Below are 26,035 nucleotides of genomic sequence, written 5' to 3' on the forward strand. Positions count from 1 at the left end.
TTTTCATCTCAAAGTAGTTCAATGCTCATGCTTGTGTGGTGGTATCAATGGTTTCCTTATGAGAGTCGAGTCTTATTGTGAATAAAGCCCCTCAGGTCTTCACTTCTGCTTCTTTGCTTTCTTGTTTTTTTACCAAGATATTAATGCCAGCGCTCCTTTCTGTTCTTGGCATTTGCATTTCTATGCTTGATTGGCATTAGATTGGATCAACATCAAAGTTGATTACAATGCTTTTAAATTTATCGATTTCTTTTAGGAAGTTGGCTTGTTGATTCAAAATCCATTTGGCTTTTGCGGGTGAACTTTTCTTTTCAATTTTGATAAGAATATTTACGATAAAAGAGTTCTGAATACGATTGATTAAAGGCGATTGTGGACCAAATATGCGAATGCCAAATATCTTGCGTAGCGAACTGGCCAGATAGTTGGCTGCTTCGTTCACCAAGCCTTGGTTTTTGTGTTTTAAGCTAATGTTTATCAGACGATAAAAAGGAGGATAAATGTATTCTTCTCGCTCTGCAATTTGTGAAGAATACATCTCAAAATAATCATTTTTAACTACATTTTTAATGATATCATGATCCGGAGTATAGGTTTGAATTAAAACCTTACCCCTCTTTTTTTTTCTGCCCGCTCTGCCCGAAACTTGCGCCATCATCTGAAAGCTTCGTTCGTAGGCCCTAAAATCAGGATAATTAAGCATGGAATCTGCATTTAATATTCCAACCAAACTAACATTATCAAAATCCAAGCCTTTCGAAACCATTTGAGTACCTACCAAAATATCTATTTCTTGCTGCTCAAATTGGTAGATTATTTTCTCGTAGGCATTTTTTTTACGTGTGGTATCTAAATCCATTCTGCCAACTCTGGCTTCCGGAAAAATGTGTAATATTTCCTCTTCAATTTTTTCCGTCCCAAAACCTTTGGTCTCCAATTCCTCAGATCCACAATGTGTGCATTTGTGAGGAAGAGCCATGCCATGTCCGCAGTAATGGCAGGTAAGCGTATTGTTATGACGATGGTAGGTAAGACTTACCGAGCAGTTTGGACAGTATGGCACCCAGCCGCACGATTTGCATTCCAAATAAGGGGCATAGCCTCTTCTGTTCTGAAACAGGATGATTTGTTCTTTGTTCTCCAAACTTTCTTCCATCTGTGTTACAAGTGCTGGGGAGAAGATGGACTTCATCAACTTTTTTTTTCGAGCCTCTTTGATATCTGTAACAATAATTTCAGGCATTTCAATTTCCTGATGTCGCTTAAAGAGTTCAACCAAACCATATTTCCCAATTTGAGCATTGTAATAACTTTCAATTGCCGGAGTTGCGGTTCCTAATAAAGTTTTTGCGCCATGAAGTTGGGCCAGATATAAAGCAGCATCGCGAGCATGATATCTTGGCGAAGGATCAAATTGTTTGTATGTGTTTTCGTGCTCTTCATCAACAATGATTAATCCTAAATTGTTAAAAGGAAGAAACACGGATGATCGCACTCCTAAAACAATCTGATAGGATTTGTTAGCATTGTTTTCCAGTACGTTGTTATATATTTCAACCCGTTCCGCATCACTAAATTTAGAATGGTAAACACCAACCTGATTACCAAAAACTGATTTTAATCGATTGACGATTTGAGTGGTTAATGCAATTTCGGGTAAAAGGTAAAGAACCTGTTTTCCTAGTTTAAGGTTCTCCTCAATTAAATGCATGTAAATTTCAGTTTTTCCACTTGATGTTACTCCATGCAATAGTACACAATTTTTGTCTTCAAAGTTTTTGTGAATTTCATTAATTGCTTTTTCCTGATGTGAGTTTAACTGCTTTAAGCCAGTAAGTGGCACCTCATTTAAATCAAGTCGATCAAGCTTTTCATGGTAGAATTTTAGAATCTTCTTATCAACAAGCGATTTCAAAATACTTCGGGAACAATCAATTGATTTTAACAGTTTCAGACTACTCACTTTTACAGGAGTATCTTCGAAATAATGTTTGGATAGGTTTAAATATGAATAAAGCAATTCTTGTTGCTTTTTGGCTCTTTTCAATCCATTAAGGATTGTAGCAATTTCTTCTTCAGGGAAATTAGCGTATAATGTTACAAACTCTTGCTTTTTTTCTTTATAAGTGGATGATATTAGCTCTTCAACACAAACGGCTCCTTTTTCCATGAGAGATTTTATCTGCGGAAGCGTATTTTTTAAGCCTGTAGCCTGATTTAAACTGGCAATACTTACGTCTTTTGAATGCCTTAAAATTGTCAGAATTTGCTCCTGGCTTTTGCTAATTTGTTTTTCGGCAACAAAACTTTCGTTTAGCTTGATTTTGGTTTGACTTTCGAGTTTTAAGCCCGAAGGTATGGCAGCCTTGTAAACATCTCCCAATACTGCCTGATAGTATTGAGAGATCCAATCCCAAAATTTTAACTGAATCGGATTAATTGCTGGTATCTCATCAAGACAAGATAGAATATCTTTTAGCTCGTAATCAGTGGGAGCATTACTGTGCAGTTCTTTTACGATGCCAGTATATAGTTTTTTGCTACCCAATGGAACAACTACTCGTTTTCCTACCGATAATTCTGTTTTTAACTCATCAGGAACCGAATAAGTAAAAACACCTGCTAATGGGAGAGGGAGTATGATATCTGCGTATTCGTGATGATTGTTCATTTTTGAGCATTTTCCTCAAAGTTATTAGTTCTGATTGAAATCCCAAGAGTGGAATCTCAATCAGAAGAAATATCTTATACCAGTTTTAGGAATACCTCAAGTAAACAATATCTGTCACAGATTTAGATAGAAAGGATTTCGTTAATGTGTAAGTAGGTATCCTTTACTTTCTTTTTATTCTTGATGGTTTTGTTGAATGGTACGTGAGTAACATCGCCGTTAACCAATCCAACCATGATACTTTTTTGATCATCCAGTAGTGCTTCGACTGCTGCAACTCCCAAAGTAGATGCTGTTACACGGTCGAATGCCGATGGAGAGCCACCACGTTGCATGTGTCCAAGTATGGATACACGAATATCATATTCAGGATGTTCTTTTTCAATTTCTTTTGCAATGGTATAAGCTCCTCCAGATTTATCCCCTTCGGCTACAATTACAATTCCACTTGATTTGTGTTCTTTGTATCCTTTTTCAAGGTATGATTGCAATTCTTTAGCATGGGTTTCTTTTTCAGGAATCAGAATCGCTTCAGCGCCAGTTGCAATTCCGCTTCGTAAAGCAATAAAACCAGCATCACGTCCCATTACTTCAATAAAGAATAAACGGTTGTGAGCGCTTGCAGTGTCACGAATTTTATCAACAGCTTCGATTACAGTATTGATGGCAGTATCATAACCAATGGTATAATCGGTACCATACAAATCGTTATCAATGGTTCCTGGTATACCTACAACAGGAATGTCGTGCTCCTGGGTAAAGATGCGAGCGCCCGAAAAAGTACCGTCACCACCTATTACAACCAAAGCGTCAATTTTGTTATCAAGCATTTGCTGATAAGCTTTTTGTCTCCCCTCAAAAGTTCTAAACTCTTGGCTTCTTGCCGAACGAAGAACAGTTCCTCCTTTTCCAATGATATTACTTACATCATGCGATTTCATTTTCTTGAAATTGCCGTTGATCAGGCCTTCATAGCCTTGCTTAATACCAACAACTTCAATTTTGTTGAAGATTGCAGTGCGAACAACTGCGCGAATCGCAGCGTTCATACCCGGAGCATCACCTCCTGATGTAAGCACACCTATTTTCTTAATTCGTGACATGCTAAATTTTCTTTTATTTTCAAGTTTGATTTTTTCATTTACTTCGTTCATCAGCCAAGCAGGGGTTGAAGTGGCACCACTTACACCTACTGATTTTGCCCTTGCAAACCAACTCATATCTATATCATGTGGCTCCGATATGAAATAGCTATTTCGATTTGTGCCTTTACAAACATCAAAAAGCAATTTGCCATTTGAACTTTTTTTGCCACCTACAAAAACAATTACATCATGCTTTTGCGCAAACTCCTTCATCAAAGGAAGCCTGTTTGCTACCTTCCTGCATATTGTATCATGTGCCTTAAAGGAGGCATTCGTTGTTTTTTGCAAATGTTGTCGAATCAAATTAAAACCCTCAATGGTTTTTGTTGTTTGCGAGAACAATTCAACAGGTAAATCCGGATTAACGGATTTAAGATCTTTTACAGTTTCAATTACAATTGCATTTCCTTCGGTTTGGCCAAGCAATCCATTTACTTCGGCATGCCCTTTTTTACCGTAAATTAAAATCTGACCCTTGTCTTCTTTAATTGCTTGGTAAGCTTTTTTAATTCTTTTCTGAAGGGTTAAAACCACCGGGCAAGTGGCATCAACTATTTCGTTGTTATTTTTCTTCGCTATTTCATACGATGAGGGTGGTTCGCCATGAGCTCGAAACAGAACTTTTTTTTCTTTTAAGTCTTTGTATTCATCATGTTTAATGCTTTGCAATCCTAAATCATTAAGGCGATTTACCTCAATATTGTTGTGAACGATATCGCCAATACAATAGAGTTGACCATCTTTAGTTAGGTGTTCTTCTGCCTTCTTAATTGCATTTACCACACCAAAACAGAAACCGGCATTAGGATCAATTTCTACCTTCATTGCTTACTCTTTTACAGTCATTTAACGACTTCGTTCATCTTTGCAATAATCCAATCCAGTTGCTCTTCTTTGCTGAGCTTGCTATTGTTTAACACGATTGCATCTTCAGCTTTTCTTAAAGGGCTCTCATCTCTGTTTTCGTCGATATAATCTCTTTTCTTTACATTTTCACGTATCTCCTCAAGAGATACTGTATCACCTTTATCTTTCAATTCTTTATAACGACGAATTGCTCTTACTTCAACATCGGCAGTCATAAAAATTTTCAAATCAGCATCCGGAAACACTACTGTTCCTATATCTCTTCCGTCCATAATTACGCCACCATCTTTGCTTAATTCGCGCTGAAAAGCAACCATTTTTTCGCGTACAAACCTAATTTTTGCAATTAAGCTTACGTTATCTGATACTTCGAGAGAACGAATCTCATCTTCAACCAATGCGTTGTTTAAGTAGGTTTCATGACCTTGTTTTCGGTCATTATACTTAAATGATATAGAAACCTGATCGATTAAATGACTTAATTTATTTTCGTCTACTTTTTCATTTTTCACCAAATTGTTTCGCATTGCAAATAGAGTAATCACTCTATACATTGCTCCACTATCGATATAGATGTAATTTATTTTTTTTGCTAAATCTTTGGCAACGGTACTTTTGCCGCATGATGAATGACCATCAATGGCTATAATTAGTTTCTTTTCAGATATATTCATTCGTTGTATTGCTTGTTTTTTTTGCAATTGGGTACAAAAGTAGTAAGAAAATCGGTCAATAATAGGTTTCACGATCTAAAAATGCAGACGATTCAGGCACGTACTCGTCTGTAAACGATTGAAATGCGACTTAAAGAATAAAGAAATTACCTAAAATTAAAGTTGCTAAGTCGGGTACTTACCGAAAAATGACTGCTTGAGCCTGCCAAATGGTATTTTGCCGAGGCGAAATTGATGCGGAAACGAGAAACCGTTAAACCAAATCCCCAAGTAAAACCTACTGTAGATTTCTTCTCATCTACACCAAGTTCATCTCTTCGCTGAAAGTTATACCCCAAACGAAGGCTAAAGTTTTTGCTAGGGAGAAACTCAGCTCCTAAAATTAAATGCTTTGCAGCTTTGTCAATAAATCCGTTTTCTGAAGATTGGTTGGTGAAAGAATTATCTACTTGATTTAATTCTGATCGATAGGATTGATCGAACTTTTCAAGATGTCGATAGGTAATTGCAAAAGCGAAAGGAGCATGCTGTAGTTTTGTGCTCATTCCAATTAAAATTTCGTTGGGCAAATCTTCTCTGTGCGATCCGTAATATGCTTTTATTTGATATCCAAAATTGCGTGCAAGTATTGAAGCTCTAAAGAGCTCATCAGAGCTATTGTAGATTACAGCCAAATCGCTTGCCAAACCAAAGGACTTGTATTTTTCAAGCGACGAGTATATTGGTTTTAGGGTGACTCCAATGCGCAAATTTTTATTGATTTCTTTTCCGTAACAGATAAAAAGAGCATAATCTGAGGCCTTAAAATTACCGGTGATATCACCCTGTACATCGGCCTCGGTAAATTCTCCATAGTTTACGTAGTGCATTCCCAAAGAGAAAGTACCAATGTTCTTATAGCTTCTGGTGTATGAAGCATACCCATAGTTGATATCTGCCAAATAACTTACATAGTTCAGATTCACCGATTGATCCAATTCGGGGTGTAAGGCTGCGGGATTGTAAAAAGCATAATCGGCATCTACATTTCCCAATGCAATTTGGTCTCCTCCCAGGGCAGCAACACGAGCAGAACTTCCTAAATTCAGGAATTCATATGTATTCTCGCCGGCAGATTGAGAAAAAGTCTGTAAGCCGGATAGCATTAGGAAGAGACATATGACTAGTGTTCTGTTCATTTGTAATGTTATGAAACGAGAATGATTAAAAATAAGTGTTCAACATACACGGTAATGATTATTTTGATCTTGTGACTTCCATCTTACAAATGGAAAAAAATTGAGCAGATGGAATTTAAAGATATAAATCCGATTCGAAACGAGTCTTACAATTGATCTTTTTTCTTCTTCAATCTATCGCTTACTTCATAAACTGCCGGGCAATAATGTGTATTTTTTAAGCTAAGATTTAAAATCTGATAAAAGCGTTTGCGATCGGTGTGAGGGTATTCGCGGCAGGCTCTTGGACGGTTCTCATAAACCATACAGTAATTGTCGGGCATTAAAAATGGGCAAGGAGCTTCTCGAAAAACATAGTCGTTGTCATTATCAACTTCCAGGTACCGATTTATAAGATCTGCTGGTTTCATGCGAAGATGCTTGCTCAACCTTTCAATGTCTTTATCGATAATAATGGGGCTAATGCTCTTACAGCAGTTGGCACATTCCAGGCAGTCCAATTCTTTAAACACCTCATCGTGCAATGCGTGAACGATCTTATCAAGTTGTTTTGGTTTTTTCTTTTTCAATTTGGCAAAAAACTCTTTGGTATCGGCCTCGGTTTGATTGGCTTTTACCTTCAATTGCTCTAAATCGATCTTTATTTTTCCCATGAAATTACTTCTTAACTTTTGAGAATTTTAGTTTGGCCTGCGATAAAAACAAACCGGATATCACAATTGAGATCCCGATCATTTTTTGGAATGAGAGTGTTTCATTCAATACAAAAAATGCAAAAATTGCCGTAAATACGGGTATTGCATTAATAAAGACATTCGATTTGTTGATGCCCAAATGTTTGATTCCGTAGGTAAATAAAATAAAAGCCAATGAAGAAGCAAAAACAGCCAACTCTATCAAAGCGATCCATACTTTTAAAGTGGGTTGAGCACTTAAAAAGTGATTCAGCTCAAAGCTTAGAAATAGTGGTAAAAAGAAAGCGATGCCAATTAAGTTTTGGTAGGAAATCAGCGTAAGCGGACTGTATTTCGAAGCCAAACCTTTAAGTACAATGGAATAGCCTACTGCTGCTGCCACGGCTAAAAACATTAATGCAATTCCCAAAGGCGAGGCCACCAAATTGAATTCTTTGTTAAAGATGATTACACCCACACCAATTACCGAAAATATTATTCCCAATACAATTTTTGAACTGATTTTCTCTTTGTGGAACAAGTAAGCTCCGAAAGGAGAGAATAAGGGAATGGTAGAAATGATTACTGCTCCAAGAGTTGAGGATACAAGCTTTAAGCCTAAGCTTTCGCCTAAAAAGTAAAGGAATGGCTCAAAAAAAGCCAATAGGATCAAATGCAATCTGTCTTCTTTTTTTATGCTTTGAATACGGTTTAAGCTTTTACCGATAATGAATAAAAGAAAGGATGAAATGATAAGACGCAGCAATACAGTTGTTATAGGATTGTACACCAGGTACACTATTTTTACCCATACATAAGAGAAACTCCAAAAAAGCATTGCCATTACAATGCTGGCATACACCACAAGAGATTGTTTGTTCATTTTCGATTGGCTTGAATATTTTGAGGCGAAAATACTGATTTATTTTGAGCTTTCGGGCAAATGTGTATTCCAACAAGTTAATCGCAAGTAGGTCTATGTAATTTCTACTTAACGTGAGTTCGAGGAAAAATTCGTTCACAGTTTGATCTGATTTTGAGTAGAAATTTTCTCAAATATTCGAAGGAATATCGGGATATTTCAAGAAGATTTGAGGAAATTTATGCCTAAAGCAGGCAAACACATAATGGAAAGTTCTCTTTACGACATCTTCACATTAAAAATTCCTCAAAATAGCACGCTATTCTTTCCAAATTTTTAATGCAAATCTATCGCAAATATAACTTTCTGTGGATAGAATTTTACGTCGAACTCACGTTACTTAAAATCAGTGCAAACTGTGACAATATTTTTAGTGGAGCTTAGGCGAATACCTTCACGATTGTTTTCATTTTAGAAAGCACCCAAAATAATTCATGCAATGCTGTTACAATTAACAACGAAATTTTGGAGATCGTATCCCATGCGAATACACTCTTTCGCTAAACAAAAATCTCCACTTCAATAAACAGTGAGGAATTACTTTCTTTTCTTACCTGCGAGTAGTTTGACCCGACAACTGCATACACTTTGACCCAACAACTGCATACACTTTGACTCGACAACTGCATACACTTTGACATTCAAAGTGCAGGCACTCTTACACTCAGTAGGCATACACTCTTAGTGTAAGAGTGCCTATACTCTTGTAATTCTTATTCTTAACGTGAGTTCGACGTAAAATTCGTTCGTTTGATCTGATTTTGAGTAGAGATTTTCTCAAATTTTCGAAGGAATATCGGGATATTTCAAGAAGGTTTGAGGAGATTTATGCCTAAAGCAGGCAAACACATAATGGAAAGTTCTCTTTACGACATCTTCACATTAAAAATTCCTCAAAATAGCCCGCTATTCTTTCCAAATTTTTAATGCAAATCTAACTTTCTGTGGATAGAATTTTAAGTCGAACTCACGTTATTCTTAACAAAGCAGATAAAATTCAGTAAGGAGAGCATATCCTTCATCTCAAAGGCATTTGATGCTCTTACTTGCGCGAGGGTATTAATGGTTTACCAAAGAGATCCACATTTTGAATCGTCCCAAACTCAAACAGCTCTGCTATTTCAGATGCTTGCATGTTCTTGCCAAGAGCTTTCATTGTCTCAACAGCAAAGTTTGTGCTCTTCGCAATTGGGTTCATGCGTATTCCAACAAAATAGATGTGCTTTACGGGTAATCTTAATGACAACAGGAAGGTTCTTCTTGCTGAGCTTCTTCAATAGGAACCGTCATTGCTTTTTCCGGTGGACTTAAATATGGGATGTTAAGGCTTAATCCACGAAGTATGAATAGCACGCCAATAAATACAATTGCATAGGGAATAAGTTTGCTTATTTTTTTGCGCAGTTCCAATGTAATCATGTTTCCGATAAGGGAAATTGCCAGGAGCATGGGCAAAGTGCCCAAACCGAATATAAACATGAAAAGGCTACCACCCACGGATGATCCTGTTGCAATAGCTCCTGCAATGGCAAAGTAAACCAATCCACAGGGTAATAATCCGTTTAACAAGCCAATCATTAACAAGGCTCCGTAGCTTCGTTGCGCAAATAGTTTTCCCAACGACATTTTTACTTTCCCAACGAAAGAAAATATGCCTTTATCGGCATTGAATCGATTTTTATAGATGGATGGGGTGATTACCGAAAGAATCATGATGGCTCCCATAATAACAGATACCCATTGTTGAAAACCACTCATCACCAAGCCGCGACCCAAAAGGCCAAATATGGCTCCCATCGCTGCATAGGTAATGGCTCTGCCCAAATTGTATAAAACGCCCCCAAATATTCTTGCTAACCACGAATCGGTTTTTAATGGAATTGCCAATGCGATAGGTCCACACATTCCAATGCAGTGAAAGCTTCCTAAAAGTCCTAATGTTAATGCTGATATATATACCATATGTTTGTTCTGTTTAAGCACACTGTGCACTAAGTTCTTTGTGCTTAGCTTACTATTTTACATCGAACTCACGTTATTTACTCAAATAAATTGCCTCTTCCTTATAGTAAGCAACATCATTATAAACCCAATCTAATTTAATGGTGTATCGTCCTTGTAACAGTTCATCTGTACTAATTACATGAACACCACTATCGGTTAAAGCCAATTTGTATTTCAAATCCAAATCGTAATCGGCAGGTCGGTACACAATAATGTCACCTTTTACACCCGATCTCATACCGAGGGGAAAGGTGATTTCAATATTGTTTCCTACCTGTTTAATCGTAACGGGGTTTTCCAATTGTTGTGCATTTCTTATCTTATTGATCTTATCTTGATGCTTCACCCCGGTAGGATAATAATCCTTCGATACCAGGTTTATTTTTTGTGTTGTACTAAATCCAACAAAAATTAATACACCAATAACATATAGCGATGCCATAATTCCCAGTTTTGTACCCCAACTTAGTTTCTTCATTTCCTTTTAATATTTAGATTTTAGTATCGCTTCGCAAGAAAAATTACTATTCCCCCTAGTTTGCACTTGATACTTTTATCTTATTCCGGCATTACCACGAAATCAGACTTGTTCTTTTTTGCAAGGCTCTCTTACTGCAATATCATAGATAATGTTCTTCACAGAGTTCCGAATCTTGCCAGTGATGCGTTTAGTTGTTTATATGTTTCTTCCATTTGTCAGATGCAAGCCACAAGGTCTAAACAATCAATAGCGTGTATGTTTTGTAATTATTTTAAACCTGCTCGTTTCAAAATAAAACTGGTATTAATTCGGTCCAACAAAAGTTAAATCCACCTCTTCAATTAATTTCTGATCAGCATAAACTCCAATGCTAATCGGTATTTGATCACCTTTAACTGCCGACTTAGGAAGAATGGCAAAAAATACGCCTTCTTTTATTGAGCTAGCATCGGCTTTTAAGTCTTCACCAATTACCTTTATCTCACCTTTGTGATCCATAATTTTAAAGTGAATTGGTACTTCCAGGGTAGTTTTGTTTACCACCTTAAAACTATACATGTTACTGATATTGCCGTGATCCTGTTGCTGATACATTAATCCCGGTGTACGCAGAATGATTGCTTCCAAATCGGTTCTTGAGGCAAACAAACCAATAACAACACCAATTAAAGCGGTAAGAACAACGGTGTAGGCAATTTTACGAACAGGCCAGTTGTTCTTTTTGCCTTCGGCGATGTTTTTTTCAGAATCGAAACGAATCAGTCCCTTGGGTTTTCCCACCCATTCCATTACCGAATTACATTCATCGATACAGGCAGTGCAGTTGATGCATTCCAATTGTGTACCATCGCGAACATCAATACCTGTAGGACAAACATCAACACATTGATAACAATCGATGCAATCACCTTTGCCTTCGGCTTCGCGATCTTCACCAGCTTCCAGTGGAGCACGTTCTTCGCCTCGTTTGTAGTCATAGGCAACCACTATGGTATTTGAATCAAGCAATACACCTTGCAATCTGCCGTAAGGACAGATCATTCCGCATACCTGTTCTCTTAATTTGGCAAATACAAAGTACATGACTCCCGAGAATGCCAAAGCCACAGTAAATCCAACCTTATGCTCAGATATCGGTTCATTTATGATTTTCCACAATTCATCAATTCCAATGATATAGCTCAGGAATGTGTTGGTGATGAGGAAACAAATGGCATAAAATACAATTGTTTTTAAGCTTTTCTTCCAAAATTTCTCGAAGGTAAACGATTGGGCATTCAGTTTCCTTTGTTCCTGATGTGACCCTTCGATTAAATATTCGATTTTTCTGAAGATGAACTCCATGAAAACAGTTTGCGGGCATGTCCACCCGCACCAAATTCTTCCGTAACTAACGGTAAAAAACACGATGAACACAAATAAAGTGATCATTGAAAAAAGAAAGATGTGAAAATCCTGAGGCCAAAACCTTACACCAAATAGAATAAATTTTCTTTCCAGAACATTTAAAAGAAACAATGGTTCACCGCCTATTTTTACAAAAGGCAATCCAAACATCAGCGCAAGCAAAGTATAACTCACTATATTTCTGTAGTTATATAGTTTACCTTTGGGTTTTTGTGCATAAACCCATCTTCGCTTTCCACTATCATTAAGCGTGGCTAGCTGATCACGATAAGTGTTGTAAGGATTTTCAGAAGTCATTTTTTGTTTATTGTAAGTTATAAGTACTTAAAGTATCTGAGCTTGTAATTTAAAACCAGAACTTTAAGTACTTAAGGCATTTTAAGTATTTTAATACTGTATTACTCAACAAGCTCACCCTGAGCTTCTCTTGCATTGGGAGGATTAGTTCCCTGTAAGCTCATTGTATAACTAGAAACTTGCAGCATTTGTTCAGGAGATAGTTGATTTTGCCATGCCAACATTCCCTTCAATGGTTTACCTACTTTAATAATTTGGTATACATCTTTTAAGGTACCACCGTTTATCCAGTATTTGTCGGTTAGGTTGGGTCCGATAGCATTTCCTTCTCCAACGGCACCATGACAAGCAATACAGTTTTTGTCGTAAATTTCTTTTCCTTTAGCAAGATTTGCGGCATCTGTCATCAATACCAATGCGTTTTCATCAAACTTAGGTTTTGGTTTATTTGCTTCTGCCAATGCCATTTCCTTATTGTACTCATCGATTTGCAGATCATCTCCGAATACATGATAGCGGAAAATGTAAACAGCAGAAAATACAATTGTGATGTAGAATAAGTAACGCCACCATTTTGGCATAGGATTATTCAATTCTCTGATACCATCATAATCATGGTCGCTAATCAGGTGTTTGTTTTCTTCAAGATATTTATCGTTATCCATTGCTATAGATTTAGGGTCAATTATTATTTATTTCAGAAGAATCGGCATCATCTTCATCAAGAGCATAGCTTTCCATTTGTGTAAAAAAGGCCTTGTTACTTTTCTTAAAAGTCCACCAAACCATTCCTGCAAAAAACAGAAAAAAAATCAGTAGCGAGATACTGGGAAAGAAGCCCACATCTGCTATACCTTGTAAGTAATGACTAACTAATTTCATATTATTTAGATTTGAGATGCCAGATATGAGATATTAGAAAGGTGGAAAGTCTAAATTCTAATATCTCAAATCTCACATCTAATATTATTCTTTTACTGAGATGTCTCTACCCAAGCGCTGCAGGTAGGCAATCAAAGCAATAATTTCTTTGTCGCTGCTTACATCAACACCATTTGCATTTAAATCAGCAGCAATTTCTTGGGCTTGTTTTTTCAAGTCATCGTTTGCTACCTGATCGTAATTAGGAGGATAAGGAGCTTCATCGTAAGGAACTCCAAGTGTGGTCATCGCTCTAATCTTAGCCGGAGTGGATGAAATATCCAGTTCATCTTTAATCAACCAAGGATACTTAGGCATGATGGACTGAGCATTCATCTTCTGTGGGTCCAACATGTGGTTGTAATGCCAAACATTGGTTTTGTACATTTTTCCTCCAGGTACACCTGTGCGAGCCAAATCCGGACCGGTACGTTTCGATCCCCAAAGGTGTGGGTGATCGTATACAAACTCACCGGCTTTAGAGTACTCGCCATAACGCTCTGTTTCAGATCTAAATGGACGAACCATTTGTGAGTGACAAGTATTACACCCTTCACGGATATAAATGTCGCGCCCTTGTAATTCGAGTGGCGTATATGGTTTTACACTTTCAATGGTTGGCACATTCGATTTAATCAGGTAAGTAGGAATAATCTCGAAAGCACCACCAATTAAAATTGCTACCGTAGAAAGTATCATAAACTGAATCGGTTTTCTTTCCAACCAACGGTGCCATCCTTCACCTTTTTCGCGTTTCTTAGGAGAATGCAAGGCTGGAGCCGAAGCTTCTTCGTTGTCGGCACATTTGCCCGAAGCAGCAGTTTTAAACAGGTTGTAAACCATTAAGAATAAACTGGCAAAGTACAATAATCCACCTAGTATACGAACGTGGTACATTGGAAGTATCTGTGTAACTGTTTCAAGGAAATTAGGATAAGCCAATAGTCCGTCAGGAGTAAATTCTTTCCACATTAAAGTTTGAACTACTGCTCCCCAATACAATGGCAATGCATAAAAAATCATACCTAAAGTACCCATCCAGAAATGAGCATTTGCCAATTTCTCTGAATAAAGTTTGGTCTTCCACATTTTAGGGAACAGGTAGTAAAGCATACCAAATGTTAGGAATCCATTCCAGCCCATTGCACCTATATGTACGTGAGCAATTGTCCAGTCGGTGTAATGTGTTAGCGAGTTTACCCACTTTAACGACATCATTGGCCCTTCGAAAGTTGACATACCGTAAGCTGTAACGGCAACCACCATAAATTTCAAAGTTGCACTGTCACGAACTTTATCCCAGGCACCACGAAGGGTAAGCAAACCGTTGAACATACCTCCCCACGAAGGGGCAATCAACATCACCGAGAATACCACACCTAATGATTGAGCCCAATCAGGAAGAGCAGTATACAACAAGTGGTGAGGGCCAGCCCAGATATAAAGGAATACCAATGCCCAGAAGTGAATAATTGATAAGCGGTATGAGTATACCGGACGATTAGCTGCCTTTGGCAAGAAATAATACATCAATCCCAAATAAGGAGTGGTTAGGAAGAATGCCACTGCATTGTGTCCGTACCACCATTGTACCAGAGCGTCCTGAACACCGGCATAAACCGGGTAGGATTGAATCCAGCTATATGGAAGCTCAATGGAGTTACCAAGGTGAAGCACAGCAACTGTAACAAAGGTGGCGATGTAGAACCAAATGGAAACATATAGGTGATCAGCTCTACGTCTCAGAATTGTACCAAACATGTTCCATCCAAATACTACCCAAATAATAGTAATTGCGATATCGATAGGCCATTCCAACTCGGCATATTCTTTACTTGTAGTGATACCAAGAACAAATGTTACTGCTGCAGAAACGATAATTGCCTGCCATCCCCAAAAGTGAATCCAGCTCAGTTTATCGCTAAACATTCTGGCTTTTAGTAATCGCTGCAACGAATAATACACTGCTGCAAAAATACCGTTCCCAACAAATGCGAATATTACCGCATTGGTATGGATCGGACGAATTCGCCCGAATGTGGTGTATTCCAAATTAAAATTAAAAAAAGGAAAAGCAAGCTGTAATGCTGCCAGTAATCCTACCAACATTCCCACTACACCCCAAAGTATGGTAGCGTAGGCAAAATATTTAACGATTTTGTTATCGTACGAAAAGTGTTGTGTTTCCATTAAATTAAGATTTATGGTTCTTCTTTGCTGTATTTTTTTGATCTGATAGTTCTTCTGAATTCTTCTCTTTATCATCGAATAAAATTCTTACCGAAGGAGAGTAGGAGTCATCGTATTGTCCTTTTTTAACGGCCCATAGAAATCCAATTAGGAATCCTCCTGCAACTAACATACTCACACCGATTAAAACGAACAAAACACTCATAGTTAAAAGCTTAAAGCCTCTAGCTGTTAGCTATTAGCTTGTTATTAATTTAGTTGAACAGATTTTGCCGAGATATAGGTTTTCTGTTCTGTATTTTTCTTATTTCTAATATTATATTCTGATTCTTTACTTTTTGCAATTAGATTGGTAGTTATGGTTGTAAATGCTACAATCGAAACCGAACTAATTGGCATTAACAATGCTGCAACAATTGGGGATAAAATCCCTTGAATGGCAAAATAAAGGCCGACAAAATTATACAAAAACGATAGCAGGAAACTTAGCTTAACAATTCCAAGGCTCTTTTTTGTGATGGTTAAAAATCGCTTTAGTTCAGAGAACTTTGCAGATTCTAGAATTGCATCACATGCAGGAGAAAAATGATATACATCATCTGCAATCGAAATGCCAACATCACTTGATTTTAAAGCTCCGGCATCATTCAGTCCATCGCCTATCATTAATACTTTTTTACCATCTTTCTTCAATTGGTTAATGTATTCCAATTTATCATTGGGCGATTGATCGTATCGAAGTTTTGATGAGGCAGGGAAAATTTTTTCAAGATTCTCTCTTTCTGCATCATTATCTCCGGTAAGAACATGCAAATCATATTTTGATGACAAATTTTTGATCAAGTCTGATAAACCTGCTCTGTATTGATTGCTTAAAGTAAAGTGACCTTTTAACTTTCCATCTGCCGAGAAATATACTTCTGTTGTTAGAGATTTACTCTCAGCGATCCCTTCTGATATGAATTTTGCCGAGCCCAATTTGATCTCACGGCCATTCACGATACCAGATATTCCCATAGACGGAAGCTCGTGATAATTTTCTACATTTTCCGGACTAATATCCTTTAGATGATCGTAAATTGAGGCGCTTAGGATGTGTGTTGAATGTCTGGTTAATGACTTCACTGCCACATCATCTTCAGCTGTCAATTTTTCACCTTTGAAAGAAATTTTTATTTCATCAGCTTGGGTAATGGTTCCCGTTTTATCGAAGACAATACTTGTAATAGAGTTTAATTTCTCAACAACATGAGAACTTTTCAAATAAATTCCCAATCGTCCCATTAGTCGCATGGTATTGCCCAATGCAAAAGGCGCAGAAAGTGCCAATGCACAAGGACAGGCTACAATAAGAACCGACGTAAATGCAAAAACTGCCTTACTGGTATCATTAAATAACCAGTAAATCCCACTTAACACAGCAATGGCAATAACGGTTAAGGTGAAATGCTTACTAATTCTGTCAATTAAAGAATTCAGCTTAGAGGATTCCGTATTTTCTTCATCAAACTGATTCCAAAGTTGTGTTAGGCGACTTTGAACCACGTCTTTCTCTATGGTTAGTTCAATTGCACTTCCCATTTGCTTTCCACCTGCAAAAATCTGATCGCCGGCTTCCTTAAAAACGGGTTTCGATTCACCGGTTACAAAACTATAATCAATCTGCGCATCACCTTTTGTAAGAATACTATCTGCAGGAATCAATTCCTGATTTCTGATCAGAATGATATCCCCCTTTTTCAATTTCTCGATTGGAGTACTTACTTCCTGTCCTTTCACCATTTTACTAACAGCTACAGGGAAATACGAGCGGTAGTCCCTCTCGAATGATAAAGCCTGATAAGTTCTGTTCTGATACCATTTACCAATCAGTAGAAAAAAGATCAATCCTGTAAGGGAATCCATATATCCGGCACCTGTACCAGAGAATATTTCGAAAGAACTTTGAATGAATAATGTTAGAATTCCTAAGGCAATCGGTACGTCGATATTTACAAAGCGATGCTTGATGGCTTTGTAAGCAGATACAAGATAATCGTTACCGCTATAAAGAAATACGGGAAGCACCAAAAAGAAATTCATCATTCCAAAAAAATCTTTAAAATGCGTTTCAAGGTATTCGCTTCCAGGTACATATTCAGGCAAACTCAAAAGCATGATGTTTCCAAAACAAAAACCAGCGATACCAATTTTGTAAAGCAGTTTTTTGTTGACATCCTTGTTTTGCTTTTGCTGAAGCATGTCCAAAGTAATTTCAGGAACATAGTGAATCGAAGAAAGCAATTCAGCCAATTGGCGAAGGCTTATTTGATCGGAATCGAAGGTTAAACTTACCTCTTTCTTCACAAAATTAACTACCGATCTTAATACTCCCTGGTTAAGAATATTCAGATTTTCGAGCAGCCAAATACAAGAGCTGCAATGAATAGCCGGAATGTATAAAGTGATTTTACGGATGTTTCCTTCCGAGAAATCGTACAATTGGTTGGCAATTTCTGCTTCATCCAGAAATGCAAACTTCTCTTTAAATTTAGCGCTCTCAATTTTAATTCCGGGATTGGATTCAAAATCGTAGTAGGAGCATAGCTCATTCTCATGCAAAAGCTGATATACAGTACAACAGCCATTACAACAAAAGGGTTTTCCATCCCACATTACAGGATGCTTACCACAGTCGTCGCCACAGTGCACACAAATTTGATTTTTTGTTTCTTGCTGCATATTTGCCATCTTGCAGAGGGTAATTTAAATTCTGACTATGAGAACAGATTCAAATTTAATTTATATCGTTGTTGCAATAAGCGCTCTTCATTTTCTGATTGGAATTGGATATCTTCTTTACAAGTTGGGAAGACCTTCAAAATCCCAAAAGGAAGAAAATGAAGAAAACGATTAGTCTTTGCCTTTTGCCAATTTTGGGAGTTTGATTAATTGGAATAATACCAGAAAGATAATACTCCAAATAGCAATAACACCGCCCACATAAGTTACAATAATCCAAATTGGAGCATTGGCACTGGTTCCCCACATTGCTCTTTCGTCCAGAGGATTAACCGGATCGGTTGGAACACCCAATGTAACTACTCTTGCTTCTTCCAATTTTCCGTAGAAAGCATCATCAGTTACTTTAACAAGCATATTAACTTGTCCTTCTCTGTCGCCGGGAAGATCTTTCGGGAACTGAATTTGAACATCTCCTTTTTCGTTTGTATAAGGGTCTTCGCCCGATACATCTAAATATCCAAAGCTTCTCTTAACCAAGAAACTCATTTCGATTCCTTGCAGCCCTACACGTTGTCCTTTATTGGTAACACCACTTAATTTGGCTAACATCTTTTTATCAGCGTCATCAACTTTAAGCTCTAATTTTACATCCGTAACTTCTGGATTTTTAATTTCAGCTACCTGTTGTTTTACCTGTTTGTTTCTATCAAATGATCTCAAGAAGTTGATTACCATCCATTTGTCTTCGTCACTTAAGGTTTTTTCAAATGCCGGCATGGCTCCTTTTCCCTTATTTACTTTGTAGAAGATCTCTCCATCGTTTTGAACCAAAAAGTTCTGTGCTCCTAAATCTGTTGGAGCAACGGGGGCTAAAGGCAGCATATTTGCCATTGTAGGATCGCCATGACAAGACTTACATTGTATGTTATAGATTTTCTTACCAGAGCTAATGTTTTTAGACGTAGCTTCATAAGGATTCTGTTTCTTTTTTGCGGAAGCTGGAACGATCCAATCTTGTGCATTTGCCATTGAGCCTGAGAAAACAAAAATCAGGAGCAAAGCAGCTATATTTTTAATTGTATTCTTCATGATTCTTATTGTTTAGGCATCAATTTTAACTTCAATTCCTTTGCTTTCTGCAGTTTCGACAATTGGAACTACAGGGAAGATTTTTGAAAGTACTGTAATGATTAATAGTACCAATGCAAAACTTAAAACTGTAACCGAAATTTCGATTGCAGTAGGATAGTAATGCACAAAATTTTCAGGAACATTTTGTATTGGCAAATGAGGATGAAGCATTGTTGGAATAACAATTACATAGCGTTTAAACCATGCACCAGCCAATACAAATAGTGAAATAATCATGATGGGTAAAGGCTTTCTGAATTTCTTGTTTACCAATAAAATAATCGGAATGATATTTCCTAACAATTGAGAAGCCCAGAACATGATCGCCCAGTTGCCATAGAATAATTCTTGCAAGTGGATATCATCACCTGTTTTCATTTTATATCCGGGGACTAGAAATTCGTTCAGGTTAAAGTAAAGATACACTAAACAAACGGCTACCATCAGTTTACCCATTTTATCAAACTGCAAATCGGTAATGTAATCTTGTAATTTGTAGTTTACTCTAAAGAAATACATGGCAATGATTAAGGCTGCCGAACCGGCAACAAATGCACCTGCTACGAAATATGGGCCAAATATGGTTGTATCCCAGCCATTTCGCAAAGTAGCTGCAAACAACCATGATGTAACAGTGTGAATTGCCAGACCAATAGGAACGATAAGAACCATGAGGGTGCGAATCATCTTATGGAGATGTTTGTGTTGTTCAGCTGTGTTGATATATCCTAAAGACAGAATATTGTACAATTTCTTCATAATAGGAGAAGCTTTTGTCAACTCACGCTTACAGATTGCCAAATCAGGAATCATTGGCAGTATTAATAACAATGCACTCACTGTTAGGTAGGTTGTAATTACAGTAACATCCCAAAGAATTGGTGATTGAAAACGACCGTGAATAATTACATTCAGAACTCTGTCGGGACGCCCCATGTCTAATACAATTACTAAACCTGCAACAGCCACAAAAGCTACAGCAATGATTTCGGCAATTCTGGATATAGGAGTGATCCAATCGATTCTTAACAAGCCAAGAATTGATGAAATTAACATTCCCACCAAACTAACGGCCACAAAGAATACAAAGTTGGCGATATACAATCCCCACGAAACGTAATCACGCATTCCGGTAACACCTAAACCATCCTTTAATTGTACGTAATAGGCCCAACCGCAAACACAAATTACTGTGATTAGAAATACAATCCAAAGTTCCAAACCTTTGTGGTTTTGCATTGGATGTAGAATGTCTTTTTTTATTTTTTCAAACGAAAGAGATGTTTCTTTCTGTTTTGGTAAGTCATTCATAAGATTAAGTCATTTAGGGCAAATTATTATCTATTGTTTTTTGATATTTATTAATGAAGATTTTCCTCGTTTAACAAATCTCCATTAAATTCGAAAGCTCTGTTTTTAGGAGGCAGATAGTATACTCTGGGCTTGGTTCCCAATTCTTCCAATAAGGTATAACCAGCATTATCTCTAATCAATTCAGAGAAACGAACCGTTTCACCTGTGGTACCATTTGTAACTGCATCCTCGTTTTGGTCACCAAAGTAGTATACTCCATTTGGACATGCAGAAACGCAAGAAGGAAGCTTATCTACCCTTAATCTGTCAGCACTAAACAAGCATTTACTAATGGTTCCTTTTTTCTGAGGAACGTTCGCTTCTATATTATAGGTAAGATCTTTGTATTTTTCGGCATCCTTAGGTTCTGTCCATTGGAAAATACGTGCAGAATAAGGACATGCTGCAATGCAGAATCTACAACCAATACATCTTTCATTATCGATTAGAACGATTCCATCCTGGCGTTTAAAAGTAGCATCAACAGGACAAACTTTTGTGCAAGGAGGATTATCGCAATGCTGGCAAGGCTTTGGCATAAAATAAGGTGCCGTGTGCTCTGCATCTTGCATTTGAAGGACATTAATATGGTGCTGATCAGGTCGTAGCTGGTGGTGGTTCTGACAAGCCGACATACATTTTCTTGCATTACGACATTTACCTAAATCGATAACCATTACAAATGATTTGCCAGGAATTCCTTCGCGTCCCCTTTTTTGAAGTTCATCAAGAGGTTCAGTAACTGTTGGGCGCAATTGGTTTTTGTCCACTTGTACAAGTTGTCCATCTTGTGTTAGTAAATTCACCATTTCTGCTGGCTTTTTCGCTGCTGCTTTAGCTGCCCCAATCAAAGAAAAGCTACTAACAACACCTGCAGCACCAACTGAAATACCAAAACTCTTCAGGAATTTTCTTCTGCTGTGGTTTGATGTTTCTTCTTTCATTATGCTTAAAGGTTAGTTTTCAAAAAATATAACTGATCAGACCATAAATAGATCGATATGAATTTGTAATAAGGATGCACTTTAAAACGATTCTAAATAAGACTAAATTGTTTCCGAATTCAGTAGCATTAAAGGCTTTTTGTTTAAAGTTTTTATGTTCTACCATCGATTGCGTGGTTGTTCAAATATAAAGAAATATATCGAAACCTATTTGAGATATTTAGGATAGTGAATGTTGATTGTTTAAATACTTGTTTGATTGATGCTTGGCTTAAAGTTAAGAAAATGAGCATTTTAGTTGATTTTATAAGGGTTTAGCAATAGCTACTTATATATTTAGAAATGTAAATGTATTGGACTGGTTGTAAGTGTTGTATCATCTAATAAAACGATCTAAAATCAAGATTTATAGGGAGATGTGGTATAATTCACTACTTGTGCAATTGCTTGGATATTAAATGTTTATTGATTTTCTAGATGTGCTTATAAAAAGTATCTATGGGTTAGTGCTTGTATCATAGGGAATAGTGCATACATTTCGTGGTATTTCGGTTGCTTCAGAAGCAGTTGTGCTCAGTTTGTAAGCATATAAATACTTGCATAAAACCAGTCTTATTTCATGAGATTGCTGGTATAACATTCTGGCGAAGCCAATTGTTTAAAAGGTCTTTTTAGATCTTAACTAAAAATGTAATTTTGTGCAGCTTAATTTTAATAATATGAGTGGATTGGATAATATCAATGCTATACATCATTGGTTCAATAAAAAATTGGATACCCATCCGATTGTAATAAGTGGCCCGTGCAGTGCAGAGTCGGAGGAGCAGATGATTTCAACAGCAAAGGCTTTGAATGATACAAAGCAGGTGCAGATTTTTAGAGCAGGAGTTTGGAAGCCAAGAACAAGGCCAAATTCCTTTGAGGGCAGAGGTTTGGATGCTTTGCAATGGTTAAATACAGTAAAATTGGAAACCGGTTTGTTAAGTATGGTCGAAGTAGCCTCTCCAAAACATGTTGAGATGTGTTTGCGTCACAATGTTGATATTTTGTGGATAGGTGCACGAACAACCTCAAATCCATTTTCGGTTCAAGAATTGGCAAGTGCATTACAAGGGATGAATATTCCTGTAATGGTAAAGAATCCGATTAATCCTGATATTAATTTATGGATTGGTGCTTTGGAAAGAATCAACAAAGCTGGAATTACAAAGCTTTCCGCCATTCACAGGGGATTTTATCCCTTCGAGAAAACAAGGTTCCGTAATATTCCAAAATGGGAAATTCCTATTGAGTTAAAGTCTCGTTTTCATAATCTGCCAATCATTTGTGATCCAAGTCATATTGCAGGAAGCACAAAGTACATTCACGAAATGGCACAAAAAGCTATGGATCTTAACATGGATGGTTTGATGATTGAAAGCCACTTTAATCCAAAAAAAGCTTTAAGCGATGGCGAACAACAGATAACACCCGAAGAATTAAATAGGCTTTTAAGAGGTTTGGTTTGCCGCTTACATGTTATAGATGAGGATGAGATTGATCAGCTTGAAAAATTTAGGAATCAGCTTGATTCGATAGATGCTCAACTTATTGAATTGCTTGCGCAACGACTTAATATTGTTGACGAAATCGGAGAATACAAACAAGAGAAGAATATAACGATTCTTCAATTGCAGAGATGGGAGAAAGTTCGGGAAAGAGGAATTGAATTAGCAAAAAGCCTGGGTTTGTCGGAGAAATTTACCACTAAGCTTTTGAGAATGATTCATAAGGAATCTATTCTAAGGCAAAATGATGTAATGAATAGATAGATGCTTTGTTTCTGACCTTCTTGTATTCTTATTTGAACAGGATCTGTATTGGTTTTAATTAACGTGAGTTCGAGGTAAAATTCGTTCACAGTTTGATCTGATTTTGAGTTGAAATTTTCACAAATTTTCGAAGGAATATCGGGATATTTCAAGAAGGTTTGAGGAAATTTATGCCGAAAGCAGGCAAACACATAATGGAAAGTTCTCTTTACGACATCTTCACATTAAAAATTCCTCAAAATAGCACGCTATTCTTTCCAAATTTTTCCTGAGTTCCGCACAGGGACACCCAAATTAGAAATCAAATAATTTAGCTAGATGTTTTTGTTCATCATTTAGAAGTAGAGTTTCTTTAAAAGTGTTGCCAGTTTTGGGATCTGAGATTTCGATTGCATAGATTGATTTGGCGATGTCGATGGCTTTTTCGGGACTCATTTTGTCTGTTTTTAACTTCAGTTGCCTCTCAAGTTCTTTGTAAACTTTATAGGCTACAAAATTGATGGTGATAAGCGCCTGAATCCTTTTTTGCAGTCTATGGTAGATTGGTCTGATCTTCAGGTCATGCTTTGCAACCCTAAAGGCTTTCTCGATTTTCCATAGCTGGCCATAATTATTGATGATTTCTTCCTTTGAAAGTGTTGTATTGGTCATGTAACCTTTCAGTCCATCCCATGCTGCATCCTCTTCAAATTTTCCATGATTGATTCTGATAGTTATATCTCCTTCCAGTTGTAAATACTTATTGTATCCTCTATTGTTTATCGATGACTTGGTCAGCTTACCTGATTTGATCCTTTGCTCCAACTTCATCAGCCCCCTTTCCCTATTATGCCTGTCCTTTTTAGCCCTTCTGTCAGTATATCCGACAATTAAGTTTGTTCCATCGGTTCTGGGAATAATTGCACTGGATTTATCTTTGAGATTCAGAGCGAGTATTTCTTCTTTAATCGCCTTGCTTTCATTTTTAATGCGTGCGCCAAGAATAAACTCATAACCTTTCTCCTGAAGTTCTTTGACATTAGAAGATGAGAGTAAGCCGGAATCAGCTATAACAACTAGCTTATCCAGATCATATTTGTCTTTAAAAACATCAATAATGGGAAGCATTGTATGGCCTTCAAACTTGTTGCCTTCATGAATTTCATATGCTAACGGATAGCCTTCAATACCAACAAGTAGCCCCAATACGATTTGCGGATTCTGGTGTTTTCCTTCTTTGGAAAAGCCTCGTTTTCTTAAATCATCTTCATCATCAATTTGAAAATAAATTGTTGTAACATCGTAGAAAACAACCCTGATGATACCGCCAAGTATCTTTTTGGTGTGATGATAACTAATTTGCTGAAGCGTTTCTTTGTGATCAGAATAGACTTTATCCAAATACCTGTATATCCTGTCTTCTTTTATATTTATCGAAAAGTATCTGTGTAAATACTGAGTCGTTTTTAACTTACTTGCCGGGTGCGACAGTCGAACCAGTACTAATTGTTTTAGAAGGTCGTTACAAACAGTGTCAAATCCAATTTCATTATAAATCCTGCCAAGTAACAGGTGGACACCTTCAATTGAAATGTTTCGTATGCTTTGTTTGACGGTTTACTTGAAATCCTGTACTGTAAAATCAAAAGATTGTTGACCTTCATAATGCGAGATATAATCAAGTCCTTGTTGGTAAAGAGTTTCTATTTCAGTATCAGAACAAGAACTGCCGATAGTTTTAAGCACTTTGTATTTTCCAGAGCTTTTATCAATGACTTGCACACTGACAACACCACTATTGTTCTTCTTTTTTCTCACAAACATAGTGCAAATATAAGCCTGGGACACCCAAACATCCAACTAAAAAGTACTTATAACCCTGTAATAGTGCGACTTAAATCTTTTTGCCTGAAAAAAGTGCGGAACTCAGGAAAAAGACAAAGTTAAACGTGAAGAAATTGCTCAAAAAATTGAGACGGTAGGATTTACTGTAAATGAGTAAAGTCGCATCATAAATTAAATCAAAAGCACTTCACATTAAATGGAGTGCTTTTTTTATCACATTTTAAGCAAATTAGGGATATTCTCCCAACTCCTTTCCCTGCAACTCCACCTTAATGTATTCAATAATTTTCCATCTGTCGTCAGGTTTAATTTGTGGACCATGCGCACCCATAACACCGTAACCTGCCGTTATCACATGAAAGATCTCTCCTCGTGGGGTGTTTTTCAGTACATCGGTAATTAAACTCTTTGGCTCGTAAGGATATTTGCCACTGGTATACAAATATCCTTGCCCGTCGCCTTTTTCGCCGTGACAGTTGATGCAAAAGATGCCAAAAAGCTCCTTGCCTCTATCTACATCATTCATACTCATATCTGTGATATTAATGATATTCTTACCAGCCCAAGTTCTGTTTTCAATAGTTTTCTCAAAATCATAAGGAATCATCTCTCTTGGAATGCTTCCTTCGGCAGGTAATCTTAAGGTCTTTCCATCCGCAAAATTCGGATTGGAAGAATAAGTTTCATAGGCTCTTGAATCCTGCATATCCGGAAAATACGAATGACCCGGATGGTTGTTATCCTTATCGCAGGAAGCCATCATACTTGCCAACAATAGCACAATTGCCGTTCTGTGTCTATATCTTTTCATAGTCAA

At 37.1% G+C, this 26,035-nt stretch carries 20 protein-coding genes and 1 pseudogene; 2 read left to right on the plus strand and 19 right to left on the minus strand.

Going from position 1 to position 26,035, the window contains the following annotated elements:
- Window positions 1-196 precede the first annotated feature (196 nt).
- The 14 genes from priA to ACO05S_RS11095 all read right to left on the minus strand — a co-directional run bounded on the left by priA (window position 197) and on the right by ACO05S_RS11095 (window position 18,161).
- Window positions 197-2,671, minus strand: coding sequence for a replication restart helicase PriA (priA, locus tag ACO05S_RS11030; protein WP_421918070.1), 2,475 nt, complete (start codon window positions 2,669-2,671; stop codon window positions 197-199).
- A gap of 122 nt (window positions 2,672-2,793) precedes the next feature.
- A complete protein-coding gene (gene pfkA / locus ACO05S_RS11035) occupies window positions 2,794-4,641 on the minus strand; it encodes a 6-phosphofructokinase (protein ID WP_421918071.1) in 1,848 nt (615 codons plus the stop codon).
- A gap of 17 nt (window positions 4,642-4,658) precedes the next feature.
- Window positions 4,659-5,357 carry a (d)CMP kinase gene (cmk, locus tag ACO05S_RS11040; RefSeq protein WP_421918072.1) on the minus strand — a complete coding sequence of 233 codons (699 nt, stop codon included), beginning with the start codon at window positions 5,355-5,357 and terminating at the stop codon, window positions 4,659-4,661.
- A gap of 146 nt (window positions 5,358-5,503) precedes the next feature.
- Window positions 5,504-6,535 (minus strand): type IX secretion system protein PorQ, encoded by a 1,032-nt coding sequence (gene porQ / locus ACO05S_RS11045; protein WP_421918073.1) that lies wholly within the window; start codon window positions 6,533-6,535, stop codon window positions 5,504-5,506.
- Window positions 6,536-6,681: 146 nt separating this feature from the next.
- Window positions 6,682-7,188, minus strand: coding sequence for a YkgJ family cysteine cluster protein (locus tag ACO05S_RS11050; protein ID WP_421918074.1), 507 nt, complete (start codon window positions 7,186-7,188; stop codon window positions 6,682-6,684).
- Between the two features lie 4 nt (window positions 7,189-7,192).
- Window positions 7,193-8,092 (minus strand): DMT family transporter, encoded by a 900-nt coding sequence (locus ACO05S_RS11055; RefSeq protein WP_421918076.1) that lies wholly within the window; start codon window positions 8,090-8,092, stop codon window positions 7,193-7,195.
- Window positions 8,093-9,367: 1,275 nt separating this feature from the next.
- The gene (locus tag ACO05S_RS11060; protein WP_421918077.1) at window positions 9,368-10,093 is read right to left on the minus strand and encodes a sulfite exporter TauE/SafE family protein; all 726 of its coding nucleotides are present in this window, start codon (window positions 10,091-10,093) and stop codon (window positions 9,368-9,370) included.
- Window positions 10,094-10,166: 73 nt separating this feature from the next.
- Entirely contained in the window at window positions 10,167-10,613 is a 447-nt protein-coding gene (locus ACO05S_RS11065) for a FixH family protein (protein WP_421918078.1), read from the minus strand.
- 306 nt (window positions 10,614-10,919) lie between these two features.
- Window positions 10,920-12,320 carry a cytochrome c oxidase accessory protein CcoG gene (ccoG, locus tag ACO05S_RS11070; protein WP_421918079.1) on the minus strand — a complete coding sequence of 467 codons (1,401 nt, stop codon included), beginning with the start codon at window positions 12,318-12,320 and terminating at the stop codon, window positions 10,920-10,922.
- 101 nt (window positions 12,321-12,421) lie between these two features.
- A complete protein-coding gene (locus tag ACO05S_RS11075; RefSeq protein ID WP_421918080.1) occupies window positions 12,422-12,985 on the minus strand; it encodes a cbb3-type cytochrome c oxidase N-terminal domain-containing protein in 564 nt (187 codons plus the stop codon).
- Between the two features lie 16 nt (window positions 12,986-13,001).
- The gene (locus ACO05S_RS11080) at window positions 13,002-13,202 is read right to left on the minus strand and encodes a cbb3-type cytochrome oxidase subunit 3 (protein ID WP_421918081.1); all 201 of its coding nucleotides are present in this window, start codon (window positions 13,200-13,202) and stop codon (window positions 13,002-13,004) included.
- Window positions 13,203-13,286: 84 nt separating this feature from the next.
- Window positions 13,287-15,431: a cytochrome-c oxidase, cbb3-type subunit I gene (ccoN, locus tag ACO05S_RS11085; protein ID WP_421918082.1), complete on the minus strand. Its 2,145-nt coding sequence runs from the start codon at window positions 15,429-15,431 to the stop codon at window positions 13,287-13,289.
- A 4-nt stretch (window positions 15,432-15,435) separates the two neighbouring features.
- A complete protein-coding gene (gene ccoS, locus ACO05S_RS11090) occupies window positions 15,436-15,636 on the minus strand; it encodes a cbb3-type cytochrome oxidase assembly protein CcoS (protein WP_421918083.1) in 201 nt (66 codons plus the stop codon).
- A gap of 44 nt (window positions 15,637-15,680) precedes the next feature.
- Window positions 15,681-18,161, minus strand: a complete 2,481-nt coding sequence (locus tag ACO05S_RS11095) for a heavy metal translocating P-type ATPase (protein ID WP_421918084.1) — start codon at window positions 18,159-18,161, stop codon at window positions 15,681-15,683.
- Window positions 18,162-18,189: 28 nt separating this feature from the next.
- Between ACO05S_RS11095 and ACO05S_RS11100 the strand changes: the two genes are divergently transcribed.
- Window positions 18,190-18,327 carry a hypothetical protein gene (locus tag ACO05S_RS11100; protein WP_421918085.1) on the plus strand — a complete coding sequence of 46 codons (138 nt, stop codon included), beginning with the start codon at window positions 18,190-18,192 and terminating at the stop codon, window positions 18,325-18,327.
- Here ACO05S_RS11100 and ACO05S_RS11105 read toward each other — a convergent pair.
- From ACO05S_RS11105 to ACO05S_RS11115, 3 genes are read right to left on the minus strand one after another with little or no spacing between them, the layout of a single operon-like run.
- Window positions 18,324-19,244 carry a c-type cytochrome gene (locus ACO05S_RS11105; protein WP_421918086.1) on the minus strand — a complete coding sequence of 307 codons (921 nt, stop codon included), beginning with the start codon at window positions 19,242-19,244 and terminating at the stop codon, window positions 18,324-18,326. The genes ACO05S_RS11100 and ACO05S_RS11105 overlap by 4 nt on opposite strands.
- Before the next feature lie 12 nt (window positions 19,245-19,256).
- Window positions 19,257-20,597 (minus strand): NrfD/PsrC family molybdoenzyme membrane anchor subunit, encoded by a 1,341-nt coding sequence (gene nrfD / locus ACO05S_RS11110; RefSeq protein ID WP_421918087.1) that lies wholly within the window; start codon window positions 20,595-20,597, stop codon window positions 19,257-19,259.
- A gap of 50 nt (window positions 20,598-20,647) precedes the next feature.
- On the minus strand, window positions 20,648-21,583 hold the full coding sequence (locus ACO05S_RS11115) for a 4Fe-4S dicluster domain-containing protein (RefSeq protein ID WP_421918088.1): 936 nt from the start codon (window positions 21,581-21,583) through the stop codon (window positions 20,648-20,650).
- Between the two features lie 719 nt (window positions 21,584-22,302).
- Here ACO05S_RS11115 and ACO05S_RS11120 point away from each other — a divergent pair.
- Window positions 22,303-23,394 (plus strand): chorismate mutase, encoded by a 1,092-nt coding sequence (locus tag ACO05S_RS11120; protein ID WP_421918089.1) that lies wholly within the window; start codon window positions 22,303-22,305, stop codon window positions 23,392-23,394.
- Window positions 23,395-23,688: 294 nt separating this feature from the next.
- On the opposite strand, the pseudogene ACO05S_RS11125 reads toward ACO05S_RS11120, so the two are convergent.
- A pseudogene (locus tag ACO05S_RS11125) lies at window positions 23,689-25,197 on the minus strand (IS1634 family transposase).
- A 250-nt stretch (window positions 25,198-25,447) separates the two neighbouring features.
- Window positions 25,448-26,029 carry a c-type cytochrome gene (locus ACO05S_RS11130; protein ID WP_421918090.1) on the minus strand — a complete coding sequence of 194 codons (582 nt, stop codon included), beginning with the start codon at window positions 26,027-26,029 and terminating at the stop codon, window positions 25,448-25,450.
- Between the last annotated feature and the right edge of the window lie 6 nt (window positions 26,030-26,035).

It is taken from the genome of Marinifilum sp., assembly GCF_965230805.1.
Classification (GTDB): Bacteria; Bacteroidota; Bacteroidia; order Bacteroidales; family Marinifilaceae; genus Marinifilum.

Bases quoted from the DNA above. Each gene is read 5' to 3' on its own strand.
- priA (WP_421918070.1), bottom strand. From the start codon at position 2,671: ATGAACAATCATCACGAATACGCAGATATCATACTCCCTCTCCCATTA.
- pfkA (WP_421918071.1), bottom strand. From the start codon at position 4,641: ATGAAGGTAGAAATTGATCCTAATGCCGGTTTCTGTTTTGGTGTGGTA.
- cmk (WP_421918072.1), bottom strand. From the start codon at position 5,357: ATGAATATATCTGAAAAGAAACTAATTATAGCCATTGATGGTCATTCA.
- porQ (WP_421918073.1), bottom strand. From the start codon at position 6,535: ATGAACAGAACACTAGTCATATGTCTCTTCCTAATGCTATCCGGCTTA.
- ACO05S_RS11050 (WP_421918074.1), bottom strand. From the start codon at position 7,188: ATGGGAAAAATAAAGATCGATTTAGAGCAATTGAAGGTAAAAGCCAAT.
- ACO05S_RS11055 (WP_421918076.1), bottom strand. From the start codon at position 8,092: ATGAACAAACAATCTCTTGTGGTGTATGCCAGCATTGTAATGGCAATG.
- ACO05S_RS11060 (WP_421918077.1), bottom strand. From the start codon at position 10,093: ATGGTATATATATCAGCATTAACATTAGGACTTTTAGGAAGCTTTCAC.
- ACO05S_RS11065 (WP_421918078.1), bottom strand. From the start codon at position 10,613: ATGAAGAAACTAAGTTGGGGTACAAAACTGGGAATTATGGCATCGCTA.
- ccoG (WP_421918079.1), bottom strand. From the start codon at position 12,320: ATGACTTCTGAAAATCCTTACAACACTTATCGTGATCAGCTAGCCACG.
- ACO05S_RS11075 (WP_421918080.1), bottom strand. From the start codon at position 12,985: ATGGATAACGATAAATATCTTGAAGAAAACAAACACCTGATTAGCGAC.
- ACO05S_RS11080 (WP_421918081.1), bottom strand. From the start codon at position 13,202: ATGAAATTAGTTAGTCATTACTTACAAGGTATAGCAGATGTGGGCTTC.
- ccoN (WP_421918082.1), bottom strand. From the start codon at position 15,431: ATGGAAACACAACACTTTTCGTACGATAACAAAATCGTTAAATATTTT.
- ccoS (WP_421918083.1), bottom strand. From the start codon at position 15,636: ATGAGTGTTTTGTTCGTTTTAATCGGTGTGAGTATGTTAGTTGCAGGA.
- ACO05S_RS11095 (WP_421918084.1), bottom strand. From the start codon at position 18,161: ATGGCAAATATGCAGCAAGAAACAAAAAATCAAATTTGTGTGCACTGT.
- ACO05S_RS11100 (WP_421918085.1), top strand. From the start codon at position 18,190: ATGAGAACAGATTCAAATTTAATTTATATCGTTGTTGCAATAAGCGCT.
- ACO05S_RS11105 (WP_421918086.1), bottom strand. From the start codon at position 19,244: ATGAAGAATACAATTAAAAATATAGCTGCTTTGCTCCTGATTTTTGTT.
- nrfD (WP_421918087.1), bottom strand. From the start codon at position 20,597: ATGAATGACTTACCAAAACAGAAAGAAACATCTCTTTCGTTTGAAAAA.
- ACO05S_RS11115 (WP_421918088.1), bottom strand. From the start codon at position 21,583: ATGAAAGAAGAAACATCAAACCACAGCAGAAGAAAATTCCTGAAGAGT.
- ACO05S_RS11120 (WP_421918089.1), top strand. From the start codon at position 22,303: ATGAGTGGATTGGATAATATCAATGCTATACATCATTGGTTCAATAAA.
- ACO05S_RS11130 (WP_421918090.1), bottom strand. From the start codon at position 26,029: ATGAAAAGATATAGACACAGAACGGCAATTGTGCTATTGTTGGCAAGT.